This window comes from Planobispora rosea, assembly GCF_014648175.1.
Classification (GTDB): domain Bacteria; phylum Actinomycetota; class Actinomycetes; order Streptosporangiales; family Streptosporangiaceae; genus Planobispora; species Planobispora rosea.
Window position 1 is genome coordinate 90,123 of record NZ_BMQP01000005.1, and the last position, 23,109, is coordinate 113,231.

Sequence of the window (23,109 nt, forward strand, 5' to 3'; positions counted from 1 at the left end):
CGCCGGCCGCGTCCAGCGCGCCGCCGCGTCCATGACCCGCCCGCTCACGCGAGGCTCACCTCCACCGCGCCGCCGGCGACGCGGACCCGGTAGGTCGGCACGGACACCCCGGGATCGTCCAGGCACACGCCGGTCACCAGCGAGAAGACCTCCTTGTGCATGGGCGAGGCCACGGTCGGCTCCTCTGCCCGAGTGCCCACGATACCCCGCGAGAGAACGTAGGCCCCGCTGAAGGGGTCGCGGTTGCCGATCGCGTACAGGCCGCCGTCGAAGGTGCGGAACACCGCGATCTGGTGCCCGTCCACCAGGGCGCAGACACCGCGCTCGGGCATCAGGTCGGCGTAGGCGCAGACCCGGGTCCAGCCGGTCTCCTCCAGTCCTGCGCTCAGGTCTTCGCTCAGCACTGTCATGGGGCAGAGCCCTCCTTTTCAGGTCGGATCGGATCGGTTACGTCAGATCGGGACGGGGCCGGTCGGGAGCCGCCGGGGCGGGGCGGCTCCGTCCGGGGCGGGGCGGCTCGGTCCGGGGCGGTCAGGACCGCACCGCCTCCAGCGGGATCAGGACCGGCTTGACCTGGTCGCGCTCGGGCTCGAAGGCGATCGACGGGTCCGGGGTGCCGGGGGCGTTGACGAAGGAGACGAAGCGCCGCAGCCGGTCCTGGTCCTCCAGGACCGCGCGCCACTCGTCGGCGTACCCGGCGACGTGCCGCTCCATCTGCGCCTCCAGCTCGGCGCAGATGCCCAGGGAGTCCTCCAGGACGACTTCCTTGACGTAGTCCAGGCCCTGGTTCTCCAGCCACACCGAGGTACGCTGGAGCCGGTCGGCCGTACGGATGTAGAACATCAGGAACCGGTCGATGGTCCGGATCAGCTCGTCGGTGGACAGGTCGGAGGCGAACAGGTCGGCGTGCCGGGGGGTGAAGCCTCCGTTGCCGCCCACGTAGAGGTTCCAGCCCTGCTCGGTGGCGATGATCCCGAAGTCCTTGCCGCGGGCCTCGGCGCACTCGCGGGCGCAGCCGGAGACGGCCGACTTCAGCTTGTGCGGCGAGCGCAGGCCCCGGTAGCGCAGCTCCAGCGCGACCGCCAGGCCCACCGAGTCCTGCACGCCGTAGCGGCACCAGGTCGAGCCGACACAGGACTTCACCGTGCGCAGCGCCTTGCCGTACGCGTGCCCGGACTCGAAGCCCGCGTCGACCAGGCGCTTCCAGATCAGCGGGAGCTGCTCCACCCGCGCCCCGAACAGGTCGATCCGCTGCCCGCCGGTGATCTTCGTGTAGAGGCCGAAGTCGCGGGCGACCTCGCCGATCACGATGAGCTTGTCGGGGGTGATCTCCCCGCCGGGGATGCGCGGGACCACCGAGTAGGTGCCGTTGCGCTGGATGTTGGCCAGGAAGTGGTCGTTGGTGTCCTGCAGGGCGGCCTGCTCGCCGTCCAGGATGTGGCCGTTGCCGAGGGAGGCCAGGATCGAGGCGACGGTGGGCTTGCACACGTCGCAGCCGCGCCCGGTGCCGTGCTCGGTGATGAGCTGGGAGAAGGTCGTGATGCCCCGGACCCGGACGATGTCGAACAGCTCGGCCCGGCTGTGGGCGAAGTGCTCGCACAGAGCCTTGGACACCTCGACGCCGGACTTGATCAGGATCTGCTTGAGCATCGGCACGCAGCTGCCGCAGGCGGTTCCCGCGCGGGTGCACGCCTTGATCCCCGCGACGTCGGTGAGGCCCTTGTCCGCGATGGCCGAGCAGATCTGGCCCTTGGTCACGTTGTTGCAGGAGCAGACCTGCGCGTCGTCGGGCAGTTCCATGTTCGACGGGCCGCCGGTGAACAGCAGCTCGCTCGGCGCGCCCGGCAGCTCGCGGCCGACGAAGGGCTTGAGCGTGTTGTACGGCGTGGCGTCGCCGACGCAGATCCCGCCGAGCAGCGTCCGGGCGTCGTCGCTGACGAACAGTTTCTGGTAGACGCCGGTGACCGGGTCCATGAAGGTCACGTCCAGGGCGCCGTCCATCGCGCCGAACTGCGCCACCTCCACGCCCAGCAGCTTGAGCTTGGTGGACATGTCCGCGCGGGCGAAGGCCCCCTCGCCGCCGAGGATGCGGTCGGCGGCGACCTCGGCCATGGTGAAGCACGGCCCGACGAGGCCGTACACCATGCCGTCGTGCAGGACGCACTCGCCGATCGCGTAGATCGCCGGGTCGCTGGTGCGCATGCCGTCGTCCACGACGATGCCGCCGCGCTCGCCGACCGCCAGCCCGCTGGACCTGGCCAGCTCGTCGCGGGGCCGCACGCCCGCGGAGAAGACGACGACCTGCGCCTCGATCGTCTCCCCGTCCGGCTTGACCAGGCCGGTCACCCGGCCCTGCGGCCCGGCGACGATCTCCTTGACCCCGGCGCCGGTGTGCACGCCCAGGCCCAGCGCCTCGATGTGGCCGCGCAGCACCGCTCCGCCGCCCTCGTCGACCTGCCGGGGCATGAGCCAGCCGCCCATCTCCACCACGTGCGTCTGCAGGCCGAGGCCGCGCAGCGCATCGGCCGCCTCCAGGCCGAGCAGCCCGCCGCCGATGACCACGCCGGCGGTGGCGCCCCGCGAGGCCTCCCGGATCGCGTCCAGGTCGTCGATGGTCCGGTAGACGAAGCATCCGTCGAGGTCCTTGCCCGGCACCGGCGGAACGAACGGGCTCGACCCGGTGGCCAGCACGAGGACGTCGTACGGCTCGGTGTGCCCGTCGGCCGTCGTGACGACCCTGCTCTCCCGGTCGATCCCGGTCACCCGGGCGTTCAGGCGCAGCGTGATGCCGTCGGGCACCGGATAGGTCAGGTCCTCGGCGCTCTTGCCGGTCAGGTAGGAGGTCAGCGCCACCCGGTCGTACGCGGCCCGGGGCTCCTCCCCCAGCACCGTGATGCTCCCGCCGAAGCCCCGGTCCACCAGGGTCTCGATCAGCCGGTAGGCCGTCGGCCCGTGCCCCACCACAACCAGCCGTGCCATAGTCGCGCCCACGTTTCCTTCACTCACGCCGAGACACCTTCCTGTTCGCAGAGCCAGCCGACGATGCCCTCGACCGCGTCGAGGCAGCCGCCGCAGCCGGTGGTGGCCCGGGTCGCCGCGGCCACGGCCGCCACGTCGCGGGCCCCGGACTCCCAGCAGGCCCGGATCTGCCCCTTGGTCACGTTGTTGCACTGGCAGACCTTCGCCGCGTCCGGCATCCGGACCGGGCTGTCGGCGACCGCCGCCCCGGCCAGGCCGGGGAAGAGCAGGCCCGCCCGGTCGCCGGGCACCGGCCCGCCGCGGTCGAACAGCTGGGTGACCGTGCCCACCGCCGCCGTCTCGCCGAGCAGGATGGCGCCGACCAGGCGGCCGTCGCGGATCACGAGCTTGCGGTAGGTCCCGCGGGCCCGGTGGCTGAAGCGCACCACCTCGGCCGAGGCGTCGGACGCCTCGTCCACGTGGGTCTCGCCCATCGCCGCCAGTTCCACGCTCTTGGCCTTCAACCGGGTCACCAGCCGCGACCCGTGGTAGCGCGCCTCCTTGTCGGCCCCGGTCAGCAGGTCGGCGACCACGGTGGCCTGCTCCCAGGCGGGGGCGACCAGGCCGTAGACGGTGCCCCGGTGCTCGGCGCACTCGCCGATCGCGTAGACGGCCGGGTCACTCGTGCGCATCTCGTCGTCGACGACGATCCCGCGCGCCACCTCCAGCCCCGTCTCGCGGGCCAGGCCGGTCACCGGGCGGACGCCGCAGGCGAGCACCACCAGGTCGGCCTCGACCGTCTCGCCGCCCGCCAGCCGTACCCCGCCGTCCGTGATCTCCTCGACCACGACGCCGGTCCGGGTCTGCACGCCCAGCCCCGCCAGGGTCTCCCCCAGCACCACGCCCGCCTCGGGATCGAGCTGGCGCTCCATCAGGTGACCGGCCAGGTGCAGCAGGGTCACCGGGAGCCCGCGTCCGGCCAGCCCGCGCGCCGCCTCGATGCCGAGCAGCCCGCCGCCGACCACCACCGCGCGCCGCGCCGTACCGGCCGCCTCCAGGATCGCCTGGCAGTCGTCCAGCGTCCGGAACGCGATGGCCCGCTCCGCGCCCGCCACCGGCGGCACGACGGCCTCGCTCCCGGTCGCCAGCACGAGCACGTCGTACGGCTCCCGCTCGCCGTCGGCCGTGACCACGGCCTGCGCCCGGCGGTCGATCGCCGTCACCGCGACGCCCGGCCTGGCCGTCACCCCGTGGTCGGCGTACCAGGAGGGGTCCAGCAACCGCACCTGGTCGGGCAGCATGGTCCCGGCCACCACGTTCGACAGGAGCACCCTGTTGTACGGCTGCCACGTCTCGGCGCCGAACACGGTGATCTCGATGTCCTTGTCACGGGCACGGACCTCGTTCACCAGGCGGGCGCCCGCCATACCGTTGCCCACCACAACCAGCCGGGTCATCCCACACGCTCCAGTCTCACGGCGCACACCTTGAACTCCGGCATCCTCGACACCGGATCGAGCTCGGGATTGGTCAGCAGGTTCGCCCCGGCCCAGTGGAACGGCATGAACACCGTGTCCGCCCGGATCGCCGGGTTGACCCTGGCCACGCCCTCGGTCCGGCCTCTGCGGCTGACCACCCGCAGCGTCTCCCCCGCCGACACCTCCAGCCGCTCGGCCAGGTCCGGATGGAGCTCCACGAAGGTCTCGGCGACCACCGCGTTGAGGGCGTCGATCCTGCGGGTCTGGGCACCGCTCTGGTAGTGGGCCAGGACCCGGCCGGTCGTCAGGTACAGCGGGTACTCCTCGTCGACGTCCTCGCCCGGCGGGCGGTGCTCGACGGGGACGAACCGGGCCCGGCCGTCGGGGGTGGCGAAGCGGTCCAGGAAGGGCCGGGGGGTGCCGGGGTGACCGGTGTCCGGGCAGGGCCAGAAGACGCCGGTCTCGGCGGCGATGCGCTCGTAGGTGATGCCCGCGTAGTCGGCGACGCCCCCGGCGCTCGCCCGGCGCAGCTCGTCGAAGACCTCGCGCGGCTCGGTGGGGAAGGCCCGCACCATGTCCGGCCCGCCGGGGGCGGTGCTCCCGGGGGCGGTGCTCCCGGGGGTGGCGCCGCCGTCCCCGGCGGGGGCCGGTTCGCGCAGCCGCACGGCCAGCGCCTGGAGGATCTCCAGATCGCTCCGGACCCCGGACGGCGGGGTCAGTGCCCGGCGGCGCAGCAGGACCCGGCCCTCGAGGTTGGTCATCGTGCCCTGCTCCTCGGCCCACTGGGTGGACGGGAGGACGACGTCGGCCAGGGCCGCGGTCTCCGAGAGCACGAAGTCGGAGACCACCAGCAGGTCCAGGGAGCGCAGCCGCTCGGCCACGTGGCCGGCGCGGGGCGCGGAGATCACCGGGTTGGAGCCGAACAGCAGCAGCCCGCGCGGCCCGGCGTCGGTGCCGAGGACGTCGAGCAGCTCGTAGGCCGAGCGCCCGGGACCCGGGATGTCGTCCGGGTCGATCCCCCAGACCCGCGCGACGTGCTCGCGCGCGGCGGGGTCGTCGATCTTCCGGTATCCCGGGAGCTGGTCGGCCTTCTGGCCGTGCTCGCGCCCGCCCTGACCGTTGCCCTGGCCGGTGATGCACCCGTAACCGGATCCCGGGCGGCCGGGCAGTCCCAGGGCGAGCGCCAGGTTGATGAACGCGGTCACCGTGTCGGTGCCCTTGGCGTGCTGCTCGACGCCGCGCCCGGTGAGGACCGCCGCCCGCCGCGCGTTGCCGAGGATCGCCACGGCCCGGCGCATCTGGGAGACCGGGACCCCGGTGATCCGCTCCACCCTCTCGGGCCACCAGGCCGCCACCGAGGTGCGGACCGCGTCGAAGCCGTTCGTGCGCCCGGCCACGTAGGCCTCGTCCACGTATCCCTCGGCGATGGCCAGGTGGAGCAGGCCGAGGGCGAGCGCCAGGTCCGTGCCGGGGGTCGGCTGCAGGTGCAGGTCGGCCTGGCGGGCGGTGGCGGTGAGGCGGGGGTCGGCGACGATGAGGCTGCCGCCGTTCTGGCGCATCGCGGTCAGGTGGCGGACGAAGGGGGGCATGGTCTCGGCCACGTTCCCGCCCGCCAGGAGCACCGCGTCCGCCGCGGCGAGGTCGGTGATCGGGAAGGGCAGGCCGCGGTCCATGCCGAAGGCCCGGTTGCTCGCGGCGGCGGCCGACGACATGCAGAACCGGCCGTTGTAGTCGATCTGGCTGGTCCGCAGGACCATCCGGGCGAACTTGCCCAGCAGGTAGGCCTTCTCGTTGGTGAGCCCGCCCCCACCGAACACGGCCACGCCGTCGGGGCCGTGTTCCGCCTGCAGGGCGCGGACCCGGGCCGCGACGAAGCCGAGTGCCTCGTCCCAGCTCGCGGGCTCACCGTGCAGAAGCGGGGTGGTGAGCCGGTGCCCGCCGGTGAGCAGCTCACCGGCGGTCCAGCCCTTCTGGCAGAGGCCGCCGGCGTTGGCCGGGACGTCCTCCCGCGGAGTGATCGTCACCATCCCGTCCGCGCCCTCCTCCGTGACCCCCGCGGCGACGTTCATGCCGCACTGCAGAGCGCAGTACGGGCAGTGCGTCGCCGCCGGCGCCTTCACAGGCGTGGGAGCGGAAAGTGAGATCGGCATGCGTCCGATGGTGCTTTCAAGCGGTTTCACCGCTGGGTCCCTTCTGTTACCGCTGTGCTACAAGCAGCCAACCGGGTTCACATTCGCCGTCAGACTGCGGTGAACCCGATGGCGGGCTCAGACCCGGGCGGCGGCCAGGCTCGGCGCCGAGCCGACCGTCCGCAGGTAGCAGGCCCAGGTCAGCACCGCGCACAGCGCGTAGAAGGCGCCGAAGGCGGCCAGCGCGGCGCCCGCTCCCCCGGTCGCCGCGATGGAGCTGCCGAACCCGCGGTTGATGAAGAACCCGCCGAAGGCACCGACCGCGGAGATGATCCCGACCGCGGCGGAGGCGTCGCGCTTGCCGACGGCCAGAGCCTGCTCGTAGGCCGGGGTGCCGGGGGCGATCCCGGCCGTGGCCTTGGCACGGAAGATCGCTGGGACCATCCGGTAGGTCGAGCCGTTGCCGATGCCGGTCGTGGCGATCAGCAGCATGTAGGCGCAGAAGAACAGGGCGAAGGAGTGCTGGGCCAGGCCCTGCCAGACCAGCGCCGCCGCGCCCGCCATCGCGCCGAAGTTGACGAGCGTCACCCGCGCCCCGCCGACCCGGTCGGCGAACCAGCCGCCGACCGGGCGGATCAGCGAGCCGACGAGCGGGCCGAGGAAGGCGAGGGTGACCAGCGACGCCTGCTCGGGGAACTGGCTCTTGATGAGCAGCGGGAAGGCGGTGGAGTAGCCGATGAAGGAGCCGAAGGTGCCGATGTACAGCACCGCCATGATCCAGGTCTGGGCCCGTCCGGCGATCTTCAGCTGCTCCCGGGGGTTGGCCCGGGCCACGGTCAGGTTGTCCATGAAGCAGTAGGCGCCGACGGCGGCGGCCAGGATGAACGGGATCCAGAACAGGCCGGCGGCGGCCAGCCCGAACGCGCCGATGACCAGCGGCATGACCAGCTGGACGGAGCTGACGCCGATGTTGCCGCCCGCGGCGTTGAGGCCGAGCGCGGAGCCCTGCTTGGCCTGCGGGTAGAAGTAGGTGATGTTGGCCATGCTGGAGGCGAAGTTCCCCCCGCCCAGGCCCGCGGTGGCCGCGATCACGAGGAACACCCAGTACGGCGTCGCCGGGTCGCTGACCGCCACCGCCAGCAGCACGGCCGGGACCAGCAGCATCAGGGCGCTGAACACCGTGAAGTTCCGGCCGCCGAACTTGGCCGGGCCGAACGTGTACGGAATGCGCAGGGCCGAGCCGATCAGGTTGGGCAGGGACACGATCCAGAAGAGCTGGTCGGTGGAGAACTTGTAGTCGCCCATCTTGACGGTCACGATGCTCCACACCGTCCAGAGCGTGAACCCGAGGTGCTCCGCGAAGATCGAGAAGATCAGGTTCCGCCGGGCGACCTTCCTGCCCTCGCTCTCCCAGAAGCCGGCGTCATCGGGTCGCCACTCGCTGATCCAGCGCTTCGCCATCGTTCCTCCTGCAACGGTTTCCGGGGGTCGTCCGGAAATCTAGGAGTCAGGCGTTACGCACGTTCACGCATAGTGATGGTGCGGGGTTACGTGGGCCTAACCGCTGTAATGAGCGCTGCACACGTCGCACAGGCGCAACATGACGGAAACATGACCGAATACCAAGGCGGGGTTGACGAGGGACGATAACGGGAATCATGCGCACACCATTACGTCACCTCGGGGAGTGCGCGTGACCGTGCAGACGATCCGCCCGTTCGACGATCCTTCGCTACGCACCGTAGCCGAGCCCGTGACCGCCTTCGACCGCGACCTGCGGAGGCTGGTCAAGTCGCTGCAGATCACGATGCGGGCCGGCATCGGCCGCGCGGGGCTCGCGGCCCCTCAGATCGGCGTCCCTCTGCGGGTCGTCGTCTACGAGTTCGACGGCAAGTCCGGCCACCTGGTCAACCCCCGGCTCGAACTGTCCGAGCGCAGGGTCGTGGCCGACGAGGCCTGCCTGTCCGCCCCGGGCCTGTGGTGGCCGCTGGAGCGTTCGTACATGGTGACCGCCCGGGGCCGCGACATGTTCGGCAAGCCCGTCACCGTCCGCGCCCTCGGCACCCTGGCCCGGATCCTGCAGCACGAGGCCGATCACCTCGACGGCGTGCTGCTCTCCGACCGCCTCCCCGAGGAGGAACGCGAGCGGTTCCTGCGGGAGGCCGCGCCAGAGGCACTGGATTCGCCATACCGCTCATACAGCGGGTAGGATGGTAGGGCTGCCGCTGCAGGGCCGGGAAAGACCTGAGCGTCTCCGTGATGCGGGACACCCGCGCCACGGGGCACCGCGGCAGCGGACGTTACGATTTTCTTCGGTTGGTTCCGCGGATGCGTAGTAGTGTCCGCAGTGCAGCCCCGCATCGCCGACCTGGCGGTGCGGTGAGGCTCCCAATGAGGAGAAAAAGTCTTGTCTGAAGGCACCGTCAAGTGGTTCAACGCCGAAAAGGGCTTCGGGTTCATCGCTCCGGATGACGGCAGTGCCGACGTGTTCGTGCACTTCTCGGCCATCAACTCCAGCGGCTACCGCAGCCTGGAGGAGAACCAGCGGGTCAGCTTCGTCACCACCCAGGGTCAGAAGGGTCCGCAGGCCGAGCAGGTCCAGCCCCTCTGACACCCCGTTAGAGGCGTCATCCGATAGAGGCGTCATCTGAGCCCGCACCGCTCCGGCGGTGCGGGCTCAGCCCTTTCCCGAGGTCCCCGGCTCTTTCCCGGGCGCGCCTCAGTTCCTCCCGATCCCCGGGCCGTTCCCGGAGCGCCCCGGGCCGTTCCGGGGCGCCCTTCCGGTCAGAGCCCGACGCCGAGCAGCGCGTCGGCGATGTCCTTGACCAGGGCGGGCGCCTGCGGATCGGTGCCGCCCGACGACAGCGCCCGCTCAGCCCAGGCGTCGACGACGGCCAGGGCCCCGGGGGCGTCCAGGTCGTCGGACATCCGGGCGCGGACCTCCCGCAGGACGGCCTCCGCGTCGGGGCCGGTCTGCAGGCCGGTCGCCGAGCGCCAGCGGGCCAGCCGTACCTCGGCGGAGGCCAGTTGGTCCGGGGTCCACTCCCAGTCGGTCCGGTAGTGGTGCGCGAGCAGGGCCAGCCGGATGGCCATGGGGTCGGCCTCCCGGCGGAGCCGGGAGACGAAGACCAGGTTGCCCTTGGACTTCGACATCTTCTCCCCGTCGAGGGCGACCATGCCGGCATGGACGTAGGCCTTCGCGAAGGGCCACTCACCGGTGGCGACGTGCCCCTCGTGGGCACCGCACTCGTGGTGCGGGAAGATCAGGTCGGAACCGCCGCCGGCGACGTCCAACCCGCTGCCGAGGTTGGCCAGCGCGATCGCGGTGCACTCGACGTGCCAGCCGGGCCGGCCCGATCCGAACGGCGAGGGCCAGGACGGCTCGCCGGGGCGCTCGGCGCGCCAGAGCAGCCAGTCGAGCGGGTGCTTCTTGCCCGCCCTGCCGGGGTCGCCGCCGCGCTCGCCGAACAGGGCGAGCATCCGCTCCTCGGGGTATCCGGAGACGGCGCCGAACTTGGGAGCGGCGGTGACGTCGAAGTAGACGTCGCCGTCGAGATCGTAGGTGGCGCCCTTGTCGCGCAGCCGCTCGATCAGCGCGGCGACCTGATCGACCACCTCGGTGACGCCGACGTACTCGCGCGGCGGGAGGATCCGCAACGCCTCCATGTCGGTACGGAAGAGCTCGATCTCGCGCTCGGCGAGTTCCCGCCAGTCCTGCCCGGTCTGCTCGGCCCGTTCCAGCAGCGGGTCGTCGACGTCCGTGGCGTTCTGCGTGAAGTGCACCTCGTGGCCGGCGTCCCGCCAGGCGCGGCCGACCAGGTCGAAGGCGAGGTAGGTGTTGGCGTGGCCCAGGTGGGTGGCGTCGTAGGGGGTGATGCCGCAGACGTACAGCCGCGCGGTGGGGCCGGGCTGGGTGGGGACGACCCCTCCGGCGGCGGTGTCGAACAGCCGCAGCGGAGTACCGGCACCGGGGAGCCGAGGGACCTTCGGCGCAGACCACGATCTCATGTGACGAGCCTATCCAGCAGACAGACCGCTCGGATCATCCCGGGGCGGTCGATAGAGGGGCATTCACCACAACCTCCGGGTCGGTCCCGGTCATTCCTGCGGGAGCGGGACGCGCTGGAACGCCTGCGGATCGCGGGGGTCGCCGGTGAAGTCGTAGCGGATCCCGGCCGGCGTCAGGGCGAGCAGGGTGACCGACAGGGAGGCGAAGACCCTGCCGTCGGGGAGTTCCCGGCGGATGACCATCGCCCGGGGATCCTCGGGCGGCAGGCCCGCGCCGGTGGCGAGGAAGGCCCACTCCCCCCAGGGTCCCTCGGTCGTCCGGGGGCGTGCGGCCTTGGCGAACAGGGGGCGGAAGAACGCCACCCGCTCGTTCTCCTCGCCTTCCTCCCAGCCGCTGTTGACCACCATGTGGGTGCCGGGCGGGAACTCCACCGTCCGCGGTTCGACGCCGTCCCAGCTCCACATGCGCGCTCCCCCGGGGTCGCCCAGGATGAGGTGGAAGGGGTCGTAGCGGCTCAGGTCCAGATCGGGCAGGCGCCCCTGGGACGCCGCCAGCAGCGGCAGGTCGCCCCGGGACCGGCGGCGTTCCTCCCCGGCGGGTACGCCGTGGCCGTTGAGCAGTGCCCCGGCCCGTCCGGAGGCCGGGTCGACCGCCAGCCAGGTCCCGCCCGCCCGCAGATCGCGCCCGCCGACCAGGCCGGGCCAGTGCTCGGCCGGGGGGACCCACGGGCGGCCGGTGAACTCGTCGCGGACTCCGACCATGATCAGGGGGATCGCGGCGTCCGGCTCGATGCTGAGGGCAACCGTGCACATGCCCGGCAGGGTACGCCCGGCCGGCGGGCGCGCCGGAGGAGGGGTCCCGGCAACGCGGGAGGACGGGGAGGGGGACGGCGGGAAGGAGGGGGCCGGGGAGCGGGCGGGGACGGGACCGGGCGGGGACGGGGTCAGATGGGGGGCCAGGGGATGGCGGGCCAGTCCTGGGAGGGACGGGGGTGCAGGCCGGTGTCGAGGAGCCGGCGGACCCGTGCCCAGGTCGCCTCGACCTCGGCCAGGGTGACGAGCTCCCGCAGGCGGCGGCCGAGGCGGCCGTTCTCGAGTTCGCGTTCGAGGCGGGCCAGGACGTTCATGGCCTCCCGGGGCAGGGGCTTGCCCCGCCACTGCCACAACACGGTGCGGAGCTTGTCCTCGGCGGAGAAGCAGACGCCGTGGTCCACCCCGTAGACGTGGCCGTCGGCGAGCGGGAGGAGGTGGCCGCCCTTGCGGTCGGCGTTGTTGACCACGGCGTCGAAGACGGCCATCCGCCGCAGCGCGGGCTGCCGGCTGCGGATCAGGGCCATCAGGTCGGCCTCGGGATCGGCCTCGACCCACAACTGGCACATCCCCGGGCCGAAGGGGCCGTCCCGGTAGACCGTCGGGGGGACGATCCGCCAGCCGGTCGCGACCGAGACCTCGAAGGCGGCCACCTCGCGGGCGGCGAGGGTGCCGTCGGGGAAGTCCCAGAGCGGGCGTTCCCCCCGTACCGGCTTGTAGACGCAGGCGGCCGCGAGCCCGCCCAGCCGGATCGAGCAGTAGAGGGTCATGTTCGTCGCCTCGACCAGCCGGCCCGCGACCTCGATGTGGCCCTCGCGGAGCAGACGCAGGGCAGTCTCGTCATCCAGTCCCACCGTGGGGACCGCACTCAGCGTCGGATCGCTTTCCGCGCTCATTCGCCTCCTTCAGCAGATGAAGCGCTTCTACCCCGGTAACCGTTGAGCCGCACACAGATATGCCCCTCGGCGTCGAGCGGTTGCCCGCACAGCGGGCACGGAGGGCGCCCGGCGGCGACGAGGGCCAGGGCACGCCTGCTGAAGGCCCTGGCCGCGGCGGGGCTGATGCGGACCCGCAGCACCGCGCGCTCGGTGAGGGGGGACGGGTCGAACACCTCGTCGTCCTCCGGAGCGATCTCCTCCGCCTCGATCACCACCTGGGCGGTGACGTCGTCCCAGGCGAGCGCCATCGTGCCGACCCGGAAGTCCTCGGTGATCGGCGTCTCGAGAGGAGCGGTATCGGCGGGCCCCACGGGGACGGCGGGAACCTCGGCGCCGCCGCTGCGCACCACCTCGTCGAGCAGGTCGTCGAGGCGGTCCGCGAGCGCGGCCACCTGGAACTTCTCCAGCCCGACGGTGGTGAGGCGGCCCTGTCCCCGTGCCTGCAGGAAGAAGGTCCGTGACCCCGGCTGCCCCACGGCACCGGCGACGAACCTCTCAGGTGGGTCGTAGTCGAACACCGGCATGTCCCGACCTTACGTGGTCCCGGATCCGCCGCCGACCGCGGCGTCGCTCCCGGTGATGTTTTCTCCCCCGTCCGTCCCGTCCGAACCCTCCGCAGGACTCAGACCGGTAACGTCTCCGCCCAGGTCGTTGAGCCTGAGGACGAAGGGGCGCATGGGGGTGTAGCGGATGACGGTGAGCGAGGCGGGGTCGGCCGCTATGCGCTGGAACTGGTCCAGATGGAGTCCCATGGCGTCGGCCACGAGCGCCTTGATGAGATCCCCGTGGGTGCAGACGAGATAGACGGCCCCGGGCCCCAGGCGGTCGTTCCACTCGCGGACGGCGGTCACCGCGCGGTGCTGCACCGCGGACAGGGACTCGCCCCCGGGGAAGGTCACCGCGCTCGGATGGTTCTGGACGATGGGCCAGAGCGGATCCTTCGCCAGGTCGGCGAGGGGGCGGCCGGTCCAGTCGCCGTAGCGGCACTCCCCGAAGCGGTCGTCGGTCAGCAGTTCCGTGGCGCGGCCGTCGGCGATCGCCCCGGCGGTCTCCCGGCAGCGTTCCAGGGGGCTGGAGATGATCGCGTCCAGCCTCAGGGGGGCCAGCCGCGCGGCGAGGGCCCTCGCCTGGGCCTGTCCCGCCTCGTTGAGGTGGACACCGGGGGTCCAGCCGGCGAGCACCGGGCCGGTGAGGGGGGTCAGACCATGTCGTGCCAGGAGGAGCGTTGTCACGGCACCAAGTCTTGCAGCAGTTGCTCCCTCATTTTTAACCCCCCTGACGGTAATCTGGCCGGATCATGGAGCATCGCTATGTCGGCCGGAGCGGCCTGTCGGTGTCCCGCCTGGGGCTGGGGACGATGACCTGGGGGCGGGACACCGGTGCCGAGGAGGCCGCGGCGCAGCTTCGCGCCTTCGCCGAGGCCGGGGGCACCCTGATCGACACCGCCGACGTCTACACGGCCGGGGAGGCCGAGCGGCTGCTGGGGCGGCTGATCCGCGACACGGTTCCGCGCTCGGAACTGGTGCTGTCGACCAAGGCCGTGCTCACCCCGGCCGGGCGGCGGCCGCGCGACGCCTCCAGGAAGCACCTGATCTCCGCCATCGACGCCTCCCTGTCCCGCCTCGGGGTCAACGAGGTGGACCTGTGGCAGCTGCACGCCTTCGACCCGGACGTCCCGCTTGAGGAGACCATGGCCGCGGTGGACGCGATCGTGTCGTCCGGGCGGGCGGCCTACGCCGGGGTCTGCGACTTCACCGGGTGGCAGCTCGCGGCGGCGGCCGTCGGACAGCTGACGGTCCCCGGCCGGACGCCGCTCGTCGCCGCCCAGGTCGAGTACTCCCTGCTGGCCCGGGAGCCCGAACGCGACCTGCTGCCCGCGGCCGAGCACGTCGGCGCCGGGGTGCTGGCCTGGTCGCCGCTGGGCCGGGGAGTGCTCACCGGCAAATACCGTACGGGCATCCCCGCCGACTCCCGGGCCGCGACCCCGCATTTCGCCGACTTCGTCACGCCCTACCTGGACGAGCGGTGCCGCCGGGTCGTGGAGTCGGTGACGACCGCGGCCGAGGGCCTCGGCGTCTCACCGCTGTCGGTGGCGCTGTCGTGGGTCCGGGACCAGCCGGGGGTGTCGGCGGCCATCGTGGGGGCGCGCACCCGTGCCCAGCTGTCCGGAATCCTCGAGGCCGAGGACCTGGCGCTGCCGGTGGCGATCCGGGAGGCGCTCGACGACGTGTCGGCGGACTGAGACGCGGGGCCGGCGGGCGGACACGCCGTCCGGCGGATGAGGGTGCAATTCATGGCGGGTGGGAATGGGCAACCGGACCGAAATGAATAAGAGTTTTTCTCACGTGTCACTAGTCGATACCGAATCGCAACTTTCTGTGGAAAAGCCTGGCCTTCACACAAAACTGTCATTCAGGTGACAGGAGGGGTCAGCCGGGTAACGGCGAGGTTCCGTCATTGATGTGCGGAGGGGGAAGGGTGCGATCTGCGATCTCAGCCGGCGCGCTGGCACTGGCCCTGGGGGGAGGTTCTCCCATGGTGGCCGCGGGTGTGCTCCAGCCGGACGACTGCCGGCAGGGGGACGGGCTGCTGGGCGGGCTCACCGGCGGGGTCTGCCAGGTCGTGGACGACGTCACCGATGTCGTGGACGGGCTGACCGGCGACTCCCTGAGCCCGGTGACGGAGAGCGTGGACGACACGGCGGACAGGACACTGGGAGGCGTCGGCGAGGTCCTGCCCACCAGGAAACCGGCGCCCGGCGCCACGACGCCCCCCTCCGCGACGGCCTCGCCCCGCTCCACCGCCACCCAGCGGCCCGGGAAGGGCGGCGGCCTGCTGCCCACCGTCCTCAGCACCTGCCTGCCCCTGGTGGCCTCACCGGAGTGCGGCGCCGAGGAGGACGCGTCGCCGGGCGACAGGCCGCGGCCGTTCGCCTCCCCCGGCCCTTCCCAGAGCGCCGGGTCCGCAAAGGGGAGGGAACGGTCCACGTCGGACAGGGACCGGCGGAGAGACGGGGTGGCGGTGGCGGTCTCGCCCGCCGAACCTCCGCACCGGCCGGAGACCCGGGTGCACACCACGGAGGTGAGCGACCCGGTGCTCCCCGAACCGGCCGTGGTCGACATCGAGGCGCCCCGGCTGGAACCGCTCTGGCCGGGAGCGCTCGTGGAGGAGCTCCAGCGGCGGATGCCGGGCAGGCAGACCGTCGCGGCGACCCGTCGTTCCGACCCGCTGGGCACCGCTCTCACCACCGCCCTGCTGGTGGCGGCGATCCTCGCGGTGCGCATGATGTACGGCAAGCGGGGCGCCGAGGAGTCGATCCCGCTCGAACCGGTCCGGGTGGGGCGGCACCGTACGGCATAGCGACCGGACGGCGCCGCACGACACCGCACGACACCGCACGACGTGGCGGCCGGACGGCGCCGTCCGGCATGGCGGCCCGGAGCACCCGGGCCGCCCCGGGGTCAGGCGCCGATGGCGTGCACGCCGCCGTCGACGTGCACGATCTCCCCGGTCGTGGCCGGGAACCAGTCCGACATCAGGGCGAGGCACGCCTTGGCCGCCGGCACGGTGTCGGCCAGGTCCCAGCCGAGCGGCGCCTTCTCCGGCCAGCTGTCCTCGAACTCCTGGAAGCCGGGGATGCTCTTGGCCGCCATCGTGCGCAGCGGCCCGGCCGCCACCAGGTTCACCCGGATGCCGTGCTTGCCGAGGTCGCGGGCGAGGTAGCGGGCGCAGGACTCCAGGCCCGCCTTGGCCACGCCCATCCAGTCGTAGACCGGCCAGGCCTTGGTCGCGTCGAAGTCGAGGCCGACGATCGCGCCGCCCTCCTTCATCAGGGGCAGGCAGGCGACGGCCAGCGACTTGAACGAGTAGGTCGAGACGTGCAGCGCGGTGGCGACGTCCTCCCACGGGGTGTTCAGGAAGTTGCCGCCGAGGCAGCTCTGCGGGGCGAAGCCGATGGAGTGCACCACGCCGTCGAGGCCGTCCAGGTGCTCGCCGACCCGGTCGGCCAGCGAGTCCAGGTGGGCGGTGTCCTGCACGTCCAGCTCGATCACCGGGGGCGGCTCGGGGAGCCGCCTGGCGATGCGCTCGACCAGGCTGAGCCGGCCGTAGCCGGTCAGCACGACCGTGGCGCCCTCCTCCTGGGCCAGCTTGGCCACCGAGAAGGCGATCGAGGCGTCGGTCAGGACACCGGTGACCAGGAGTCGCTTGCCTTCGAGAATTCCCATCGTTCTCCCTGGAGTGTGTCCACCGGGGCAATCGCCTCCCCGATGCGGTGCTTGCGTGCGGTCAGTGGCCCATGCCCAGGCCGCCGTCCACGGGGATCACGGCGCCGGTGATGTAGGCGGCGTCCGGGCCCGCCACGAACGCGACCACCTTCGCGATCTCCTCGGGGGTGGCCTGCCGTCCCAGCGGGATGTTCTTGCGGATCTGCTCCTGGTAGGCCTCGTCCAGCGCGGCCGTCATGTCGGTCTCCACGAAACCGGGGGCGACGACGTTGACGGTGATGCCGCGCGAGCCCAGCTCCCGGGCGGCCGAGCGGGCGAAGCCGATCATCCCGGCCTTGGAGGCGGCGTAGTTGGTCTGCCCGGCCGAGCCGAGCATCGCCACCACCGAGGAGATGAGCACGATCCGGCCGCGCTTGAGCCGCAGCATGCCGCGGGTGGCGCGCTTGGCCACCCGGTAGGCGCCGGTCAGGTTGGCGTCGATGACGTCGGTGAAGGTCTCCTCCTTCATCATCGGCAGCAGCGTGTCCTTGGTGATGCCGGCGTTGGCCACGAGCACCTCGACCGGGCCGTGCTCGGCCTCGACCTTCTCGAACGCGGCGTCGACGTCGGCCGTGCTGGTCACATCGCAGCGCACGCCGAACAGCCCCGCGGGGGGCTCTCCGGAGCGGTAGGTCACGGCGACGGCGTCACCGGCCTGGGCGAGTTCGCGGGCGATCGCGAGGCCGATGCCGCGATTGCCGCCGGTTACGAGAACAGAACGGGACATGGAGCCGACGCTATCGGCTACCCGGCGGTACACGTCTTGTCCGTGAGGGACAAGATCACAGGGTTAGGATCGTTGACATGCGCCAGATCGATTCCGACTTCCTCGCCCTGCCCATGAGGCGGATGGCGGACGCGGCCCTGCAGCGTGCCCGTGACCTCGGTGCCGAGCATGCCGACTTCCGGCTCGAACGCATCCGCGCGGAGACCCTGCGTCTGTCGGACGCCAAACTGGAGGGCTCCATCGACGCCGACGACCTCGGCTACGCCGTACGGGTCGTCAAGAACGGGACCTGGGGCTTCGCCGCGGGGATCGAGCTCACCCCCGAGGCCGCGGTCCGGGTGGCCGAGCAGGCGGTGGAGGTCGCCGTCGTCTCGGCGGCGGTCAACCGCGAGCCCATCGAACTGGCGCCCGAGCCGGTCCACTCCGACGTCACCTGGGTGTCGTCCTACGAGGTCGACCCGTTCGACGTGCCGCTGCCCGACAAGGTCGCGCTGCTGGCCGAGTGGTCGGCGGGCCTGCTGAAGGACCCGCGGGTCGACCACGTCCAGGCCTCGCTGATGCAGGTCAAGGAGCAGAAGTTCTACGCCGACACGGCCGGCACCTCGACCACCCAGCAGCGGGTGCGCCTGCACCCGGAGCTGGAGGCCATGCGGGTCGAGGGCGGGCTCTACGACTCGATGCGCACGATCGCCCCGCCGGTCGGCCGGGGGTACGAGTACCTCACCGGCACCGGCTGGGACTTCCCCGCCGAGCTCGCCGCCCTCCCCGAGCTGCTAGCCGAGAAGCTCAAGGCCCCCTCCGTCGAGGCGGGCGTCTACGACCTGGTCATCGACCCGTCCAACCTCTGGCTGACGATCCACGAGTCGATCGGGCACGCCACGGAGCTGGACCGCGCCCTCGGCTACGAGGCCGCCTACGCCGGGACCAGCTTCGCCACCTTCGACCAGCTGGGCGAGCTGGTGTACGGCTCGCCGGTGATGAACGTGACCGGCGACCGCACGGTCGAGCACGGCCTGTCCACCATCGGATACGACGACGAGGGCGTGGCCACCCGGCAGTTCGACATCGTCTCCGGCGGCATCCTGACCGGCTACCAGCTCGACCGGCGCATGGCCCTGATGAAGGGCCTGGGGGCGTCCAACGGCTGCGCCTTCGCCGACTCCCCCGGGCACATGCCGATCCAGCGCATGGCCAACGTCTCGCTCCAGCCCGCGCCGGACGGTCCCTCGACCGAGGAGCTCGTCTCCCGGGTCGAGCGCGGCGTCTACATCGTGGGCGACAAGAGCTGGTCCATCGACATGCAGCGCTACAACTTCCAGTTCACCGGGCAGCGGTTCTACCGCATCGAGAACGGCCGGCTGGCCGGGCAGCTGCGCGACGTCGCCTACCAGGCGACCACGACCGACTTCTGGCGTTCGATGGAGGCCGTCGGCGGCCCCCAGACCTACGTTCTGGGCGGCGCGTTCAACTGCGGCAAGGGCCAGCCGGGCCAGGTCGCGCCGGTCAGTCACGGCTGCCCGTCGGCGCTCTTCCGCGGCGTCCGCGTCCTCAACACCGTTCAGGAGGGTGGGAAGTGATGGGCGGCGAGCGAACCGATGAGCACGGCACCGCGGCGGGCGCCGCGACGAGCCACCGGACGGGGAGTGCAATGAGTCCTCAGGAGATGGTCGAGAAGGCGCTGGCGCTCTCGACGGCCGACGACACCATCGTCATCGTGGACGAGACGTCCAGCGCGAACCTGCGTTTCGCGGGCAACACCCTCACCACCAACGGTGTCGCCCGGTCGTCCCAGCTGACCGTGATCTCGATCGCCGGCCGGAGCGTGGGCGTGGTCTCGCGGGCCGCGGTCCGCCCCGACCAGCTGGCCGACGTCGTGGCCGCGGCCGACCGCGCCGCCGAGGACGCGCAGCCGTCCGAGGACGCCCGCCCGCTGGTCGACGGGGCGGTCTCGGCCGACTGGGACACCCCGGCCGAGCCCACCACGATCGGCGTCTTCGGCTCCTTCGCCCCCGCTCTGGGCGAGGCCTTCGCCGCCGCCGAGGCGGGCGGGCGCAAGCTGTACGGCTTCGCCGAGCACATCGTCACCACGACCTTCGTGGGCACCTCCGCCGGGGCGCGGCTCCGGCACACCCAGCCCACCGGGCGTCTGGAGCTCAACGCCAAGTCCCCCGACATGAAGCGCTCGGCGTGGACCGGCGTGGCCACGCGCGACTTCACGGACGTGGACGTGACGGCGCTGGACGCCTCGCTGGCCCGGCGGCTGGAGTGGGCCAAGAACCGGATCGACCTGCCCGCGGGCCGCTACGAGACGCTGCTCCCGCCGTCCGCGGTGGCCGACCTGATGATCTACATGTACTGGACGTCCGGCGCCCGGGACGCCCTGGACGGCCGTACGGTCTTCTCCAAGCCCGGCGGCGGCACCCGCGTCGGGGAGACCCTCTCCCCCGTCCCGCTCCGGCTCTACAGCGACCCGGCCCGCCCCGGCATCGAGACGACGCCGTTCGTGGTCGCGCACGCCTCCAGCCGGCAGAGCTCGGTGTTCGACAACGGCATGCCGCTGTCGTCCACCGACTGGATCGCCGACGGCACGCTGGCGCGTCTGCTCCAGACCCGGCACTCGGCCGAGCTGACGGCGATGCCCGTGACCCCGCCGATCGACAACCTGATCCTGGAGGGGCCGGCCGGCGGCAGGTCGCTGGAGGAGATGATCGCCTCCACCGAGCGGGGCCTGCTGCTCACCTGCCTGTGGTACATCCGCGAGGTCGACCCGCAGACCCTGCTGCTGACCGGCCTGACCAGGGACGGCGTCTACCTGGTGGAGAACGGCGAGGTGGTCGGGGAGGTCAACAACTTCCGCTTCAACGAGAGCCCGGTGGACCTGCTCGGCCGCATCGCCGAGGTCGGCGCGAGCGAGCAGACCCTGCCCCGCGAGTGGAACGACTACTTCACCCGCACGGTCATGCCCGCCCTGCGGGTGCCGGACTTCAACATGTCGACGGTCAGCCAGGCGAGCTGACGGCCCGCCGTACGGGGACGGCTCCCGTACGGGACCGCCGTACGGGAGCGGCCCGCGCCGGGAAGGCGCGGGCCGTTCGCGTGCGGGGCCGTCCCCCGCGGGACGGCGGTGAGCGGCCGGTTACCGGATCGTCACACCGGCGGGGTTGACGGAGCCGTGGGCGGGGCGAACCATCACGATCAAGTATTTATGGTCCGGCCGCAGACCATTGGCCGGCCCACGCCCGGAGGTGACAACGTGGCCGAGAACAGACGGCATGTCCGCGGAGCCGACTACGAGCGGGTGTCCACCGACTATCTGGCCAAGAGGCAGCTCCGGCGGGGCGCGGCCGGATGGGTCCTGCTCGCCGGCCTCGGCGTCGCCTACGTCATCTCCGGAGACTTCGCGGGCTGGAACTTCGGCCTCGCCGAGGGCGGCTGGGGAGGGCTGCTCATCGCCACGGCCCTGATGGCGATCATGTACACCTGCATGGTGTTCGGGCTCGCCGAGATGTCCTCCGGCATCCCGGTCGCCGGGGCGGGGTACGGCTTCGCCCGGCGCGCCCTGGGCCCGCTGGGCGGCTTCGCCACCGGCATGGCGATCCTGATCGAGTACGCCGTCGCCCCGGCCGCGATCGCCGTCTTCATCGGCGGTTACGTGGAGGCGCTGGGCCTGTTCGGGCTCACCGGCGGGTGGCCGGTGTTCCTCGTCGCCTACGCCGTCTTCGTCGGCCTGCACCTGTGGGGCGTCGGCGAGGCGCTCCGGGTGATGTTCGTGATCACCGGTATCGCGATGGTGGCCCTGGTCGCCTTCATCGTCGGGATGATCCCGCAGTTCGACGCGGGCAGGCTCCTCGACATCCCGGCCACCGACGCGTTCGGCGCCAGTTCCTTCCTGCCCTTCGGGATCTTCGGGGTCTGGAGCGCGCTGGTCTACGCGATCTGGTTCTTCCTGGCCATCGAGGGCGTGCCGCTCGCCGCGGAGGAGGCGCGGGACCCGAGGAAGGACCTGCCCAAGGGGATCATCGCCGGCATGATGGTCCTGCTGGTCACCGCCACGCTGATCCTGCTCACCGCTCCGGGCGGGGCGGGCTCACGGGCGATCATGGAATCGGACAACCCGCTGCCCGAGTCGCTCCGGCTGGCCTACGGCGGCGACACCTTCCTGGCCGACTTCGTCAACTACGTCGGCCTGGCCGGCCTGATCGCGAGCTTCTTCTCCATCATCTACGCCTACTCCCGGCAGTTGTTCGCCCTCTCCCGGGCCGGCTACCTGCCCCGCTGGCTCTCGGTGACCAACCGCCGGCACACGCCGCACCTCGCGCTGATCGTGCCCGGCACCGTCGGCTTCCTACTCGCCGCGTTCACCCAGGCCGGCGACCTGATGATCCAGATCGCGGTGTTCGGCGCGACCGTCTCGTACGTGCTGATGATGGTCTCGCACATCGTCCTGCGCCGGCGCGAGCCGGACATGGAGCGGCCCTACCGGACCCCCGGCGGCGTCGTGACCACCGGTGTGGCGCTGGTGCTCGCGCTCGCGGCGGTGGTGGCGACCTTCCTGGTGGACGTGACCGCGGCGCTCATCACCGCCGGGGTCTTCGTCGTGGCGCTGGCCTACTTCTGGTTCTACAGCCGCCACCGCCTGGTGGCCGACGCGCCGGAGGAGGAGTTCGAGGCGATCACCCGGGCGGAGTCGGAGCTCTCCTGACCGGCCTCACCCGCTCCCGGCGAGCGGGACGGTGTGCACCCGCTCCCAGCGTTTGCCCGTCGCCACCCGGGCGGTGCCGTCGGTCATGTCGTAGACGACCGACCAGCGGGTGTGCCCCTGGGCCACCCGCCGGAGCAGGTCCATCCCGTCCCGCCAGGTCCGCGCGCCGGGAAGCCCCTCGTCGAGCGCGCGGTAGCGGGCGTCGTCCGCGCGCTCCGCCTTCCCGGTCCCGCTCATGGCGAAGTTGGTCAACACGCGGTCCTCGATGACCTTCATCCCGTCCTCGGTGTACTCGACGACGGCCGATCTCCCGGTGGCGTCGGCGATCAGGTAGTGGAGCTGGGGGTCGGGGGCGAACTGGACGTCGTAGCGGCGCATGACCGCCACCGCCTCGTCCACGGTGGCGGCCCGGTCGAGCATCAGCCGGATGATCCGCACGCTCCCGACGTCCGGCCGGTCGGCCGCGGCCGGCGGGACCCCGACGTCGGGCATCTGGGCCATGCCGACGGCCAGCCCCTTCTCGTTGACCCCGTCGAAGGGCAGGAGCACGGCGTGGGCCATCCGGCGGCGGGTGGCCGGGTCGGCGGGGTCGGGCGGGGCCGCGCTGTCGAGCACGTAGAACAGGTCCGTCATGGAGACCGAGGCGTAGCCGCCGGGCGGGTCGGCGTGCACCACCATCGCCGGGTGGGGGCCCCAGTCGAAGTTCCGGCCGAACAGCGGCCGGTCTCCCGGCCGGGTCGCGGGCAGGAAGAACAGCGAGCACGCCCACTCGTCGACCCGGGAGGTGAGCGCCTCGTCGGTGAGCGGCGCCTCCGGATCGTAGGACCCGTGGAAGGTCATCTCGTACAGCGGGAGGTCGTCCAGGCGGCGCATGCTCCCGATCGTCCGCCGGATGTCGGCGGCGCTCTGCGTGAGGGGCGGCCGGTCCGGTGCGGAAGGACTCGCGGAGGGATTCCCGGCCGGTGCGGTCCGCGCGGGCGCGGCGTCACGCGCACCGGGCGCGGAGCAGCCGCCGGCCAGCAGTACGGCCACCGCCACGGGTACGACCCACGTCTTCCGCTGAGAACCGCCCATGCGGCCCAGTCTGCCCGCCG

20 protein-coding genes are annotated in these 23,109 nt (G+C 72.1%); 7 read left to right on the forward strand and 13 right to left on the reverse strand.

The features are described 5' to 3' along the window. Window positions 1-44 precede the first annotated feature (44 nt). The 5 genes from nirD to IEZ08_RS06595 all read right to left on the reverse strand — a co-directional run bounded on the left by nirD (window position 45) and on the right by IEZ08_RS06595 (window position 8,026). Window positions 45-410, reverse strand: a complete 366-nt coding sequence (gene nirD, locus IEZ08_RS06575) for a nitrite reductase small subunit NirD (protein WP_068924035.1) — start codon at window positions 408-410, stop codon at window positions 45-47. A gap of 121 nt (window positions 411-531) precedes the next feature. Then, the gene (gene nirB / locus IEZ08_RS06580) at window positions 532-2,979 is read right to left on the reverse strand and encodes a nitrite reductase large subunit NirB (RefSeq protein ID WP_068924036.1); all 2,448 of its coding nucleotides are present in this window, start codon (window positions 2,977-2,979) and stop codon (window positions 532-534) included. A gap of 23 nt (window positions 2,980-3,002) precedes the next feature. After that, a complete protein-coding gene (locus IEZ08_RS06585) occupies window positions 3,003-4,415 on the reverse strand; it encodes an FAD-dependent oxidoreductase (protein ID WP_068924037.1) in 1,413 nt (470 codons plus the stop codon). Next, the gene (locus tag IEZ08_RS06590) at window positions 4,412-6,586 is read right to left on the reverse strand and encodes a molybdopterin oxidoreductase family protein (protein WP_189241842.1); all 2,175 of its coding nucleotides are present in this window, start codon (window positions 6,584-6,586) and stop codon (window positions 4,412-4,414) included. Before IEZ08_RS06590 ends, IEZ08_RS06585 begins: the two co-directional genes overlap by 4 nt. 117 nt (window positions 6,587-6,703) lie before the next feature. Further along, window positions 6,704-8,026: an MFS transporter gene (locus IEZ08_RS06595; RefSeq protein ID WP_068924039.1), complete on the reverse strand. Its 1,323-nt coding sequence runs from the start codon at window positions 8,024-8,026 to the stop codon at window positions 6,704-6,706. Between the two features lie 232 nt (window positions 8,027-8,258). Between IEZ08_RS06595 and IEZ08_RS06600 the strand changes: the two genes are divergently transcribed. Together IEZ08_RS06600 and IEZ08_RS06605 are read left to right on the forward strand one after the other, a co-directional pair. Next, window positions 8,259-8,774 carry a peptide deformylase gene (locus IEZ08_RS06600; protein WP_068924040.1) on the forward strand — a complete coding sequence of 172 codons (516 nt, stop codon included), beginning with the start codon at window positions 8,259-8,261 and terminating at the stop codon, window positions 8,772-8,774. 198 nt (window positions 8,775-8,972) lie between these two features. Next, window positions 8,973-9,176 (forward strand): cold-shock protein, encoded by a 204-nt coding sequence (locus IEZ08_RS06605; RefSeq protein ID WP_068924041.1) that lies wholly within the window; start codon window positions 8,973-8,975, stop codon window positions 9,174-9,176. A gap of 173 nt (window positions 9,177-9,349) precedes the next feature. Here IEZ08_RS06605 and mshC read toward each other — a convergent pair whose 3' ends face one another. From mshC to IEZ08_RS06630, 5 genes are all read right to left on the reverse strand, one after another. Then, window positions 9,350-10,573, reverse strand: coding sequence for a cysteine--1-D-myo-inosityl 2-amino-2-deoxy-alpha-D-glucopyranoside ligase (gene mshC, locus IEZ08_RS06610; RefSeq protein ID WP_068924042.1), 1,224 nt, complete (start codon window positions 10,571-10,573; stop codon window positions 9,350-9,352). Window positions 10,574-10,663: 90 nt separating this feature from the next. After that, window positions 10,664-11,386: an NRDE family protein gene (locus tag IEZ08_RS06615; RefSeq protein WP_068924043.1), complete on the reverse strand. Its 723-nt coding sequence runs from the start codon at window positions 11,384-11,386 to the stop codon at window positions 10,664-10,666. 131 nt (window positions 11,387-11,517) lie between these two features. Continuing rightward, entirely contained in the window at window positions 11,518-12,279 is a 762-nt protein-coding gene (locus IEZ08_RS06620; protein WP_068924044.1) for an SCO1664 family protein, read from the reverse strand. Continuing rightward, window positions 12,276-12,845 (reverse strand): DUF3090 domain-containing protein, encoded by a 570-nt coding sequence (locus tag IEZ08_RS06625; RefSeq protein WP_068924045.1) that lies wholly within the window; start codon window positions 12,843-12,845, stop codon window positions 12,276-12,278. Before IEZ08_RS06625 ends, IEZ08_RS06620 begins: the two co-directional genes overlap by 4 nt. A 9-nt stretch (window positions 12,846-12,854) precedes the next feature. After that, a complete protein-coding gene (locus IEZ08_RS06630; RefSeq protein WP_068924046.1) occupies window positions 12,855-13,553 on the reverse strand; it encodes an MSMEG_4193 family putative phosphomutase in 699 nt (232 codons plus the stop codon). Between the two features lie 65 nt (window positions 13,554-13,618). On the opposite strand from IEZ08_RS06630, the gene IEZ08_RS06635 reads away from it, so the two are divergent. Next, window positions 13,619-14,563, forward strand: a complete 945-nt coding sequence (locus IEZ08_RS06635; RefSeq protein ID WP_068924047.1) for an aldo/keto reductase — start codon at window positions 13,619-13,621, stop codon at window positions 14,561-14,563. Between the two features lie 236 nt (window positions 14,564-14,799). Beyond that, a complete protein-coding gene (locus IEZ08_RS06640; RefSeq protein WP_141704096.1) occupies window positions 14,800-15,681 on the forward strand; it encodes a hypothetical protein in 882 nt (293 codons plus the stop codon). 101 nt (window positions 15,682-15,782) lie between these two features. Here the strand turns inward: IEZ08_RS06640 and fabI are convergent, their stop codons facing one another. Together fabI and IEZ08_RS06650 are read right to left on the reverse strand one after the other, a co-directional pair. Further along, window positions 15,783-16,547: an enoyl-ACP reductase FabI gene (fabI, locus tag IEZ08_RS06645; protein WP_068924049.1), complete on the reverse strand. Its 765-nt coding sequence runs from the start codon at window positions 16,545-16,547 to the stop codon at window positions 15,783-15,785. Between the two features lie 61 nt (window positions 16,548-16,608). Continuing rightward, window positions 16,609-17,313 (reverse strand): beta-ketoacyl-ACP reductase, encoded by a 705-nt coding sequence (locus IEZ08_RS06650; RefSeq protein ID WP_068924050.1) that lies wholly within the window; start codon window positions 17,311-17,313, stop codon window positions 16,609-16,611. A gap of 77 nt (window positions 17,314-17,390) precedes the next feature. Between IEZ08_RS06650 and IEZ08_RS06655 the strand changes: the two genes are divergently transcribed. The 3 genes from IEZ08_RS06655 (at window position 17,391) to eat (ending at window position 22,015) form a co-directional block, all read left to right on the forward strand. Beyond that, a complete protein-coding gene (locus IEZ08_RS06655; RefSeq protein ID WP_068924051.1) occupies window positions 17,391-18,890 on the forward strand; it encodes a TldD/PmbA family protein in 1,500 nt (499 codons plus the stop codon). A gap of 71 nt (window positions 18,891-18,961) precedes the next feature. Beyond that, the gene (locus IEZ08_RS06660; protein ID WP_068924052.1) at window positions 18,962-20,329 is read left to right on the forward strand and encodes a metallopeptidase TldD-related protein; all 1,368 of its coding nucleotides are present in this window, start codon (window positions 18,962-18,964) and stop codon (window positions 20,327-20,329) included. 237 nt (window positions 20,330-20,566) lie between these two features. Further along, the gene (gene eat, locus IEZ08_RS06665) at window positions 20,567-22,015 is read left to right on the forward strand and encodes an ethanolamine permease (RefSeq protein ID WP_068928886.1); all 1,449 of its coding nucleotides are present in this window, start codon (window positions 20,567-20,569) and stop codon (window positions 22,013-22,015) included. Window positions 22,016-22,021: 6 nt separating this feature from the next. Here the strand turns inward: eat and IEZ08_RS06670 are convergent, their stop codons facing one another. Continuing rightward, window positions 22,022-23,089 (reverse strand): linear amide C-N hydrolase, encoded by a 1,068-nt coding sequence (locus IEZ08_RS06670; protein WP_068924053.1) that lies wholly within the window; start codon window positions 23,087-23,089, stop codon window positions 22,022-22,024. Window positions 23,090-23,109: the final 20 nt, after the last annotated feature.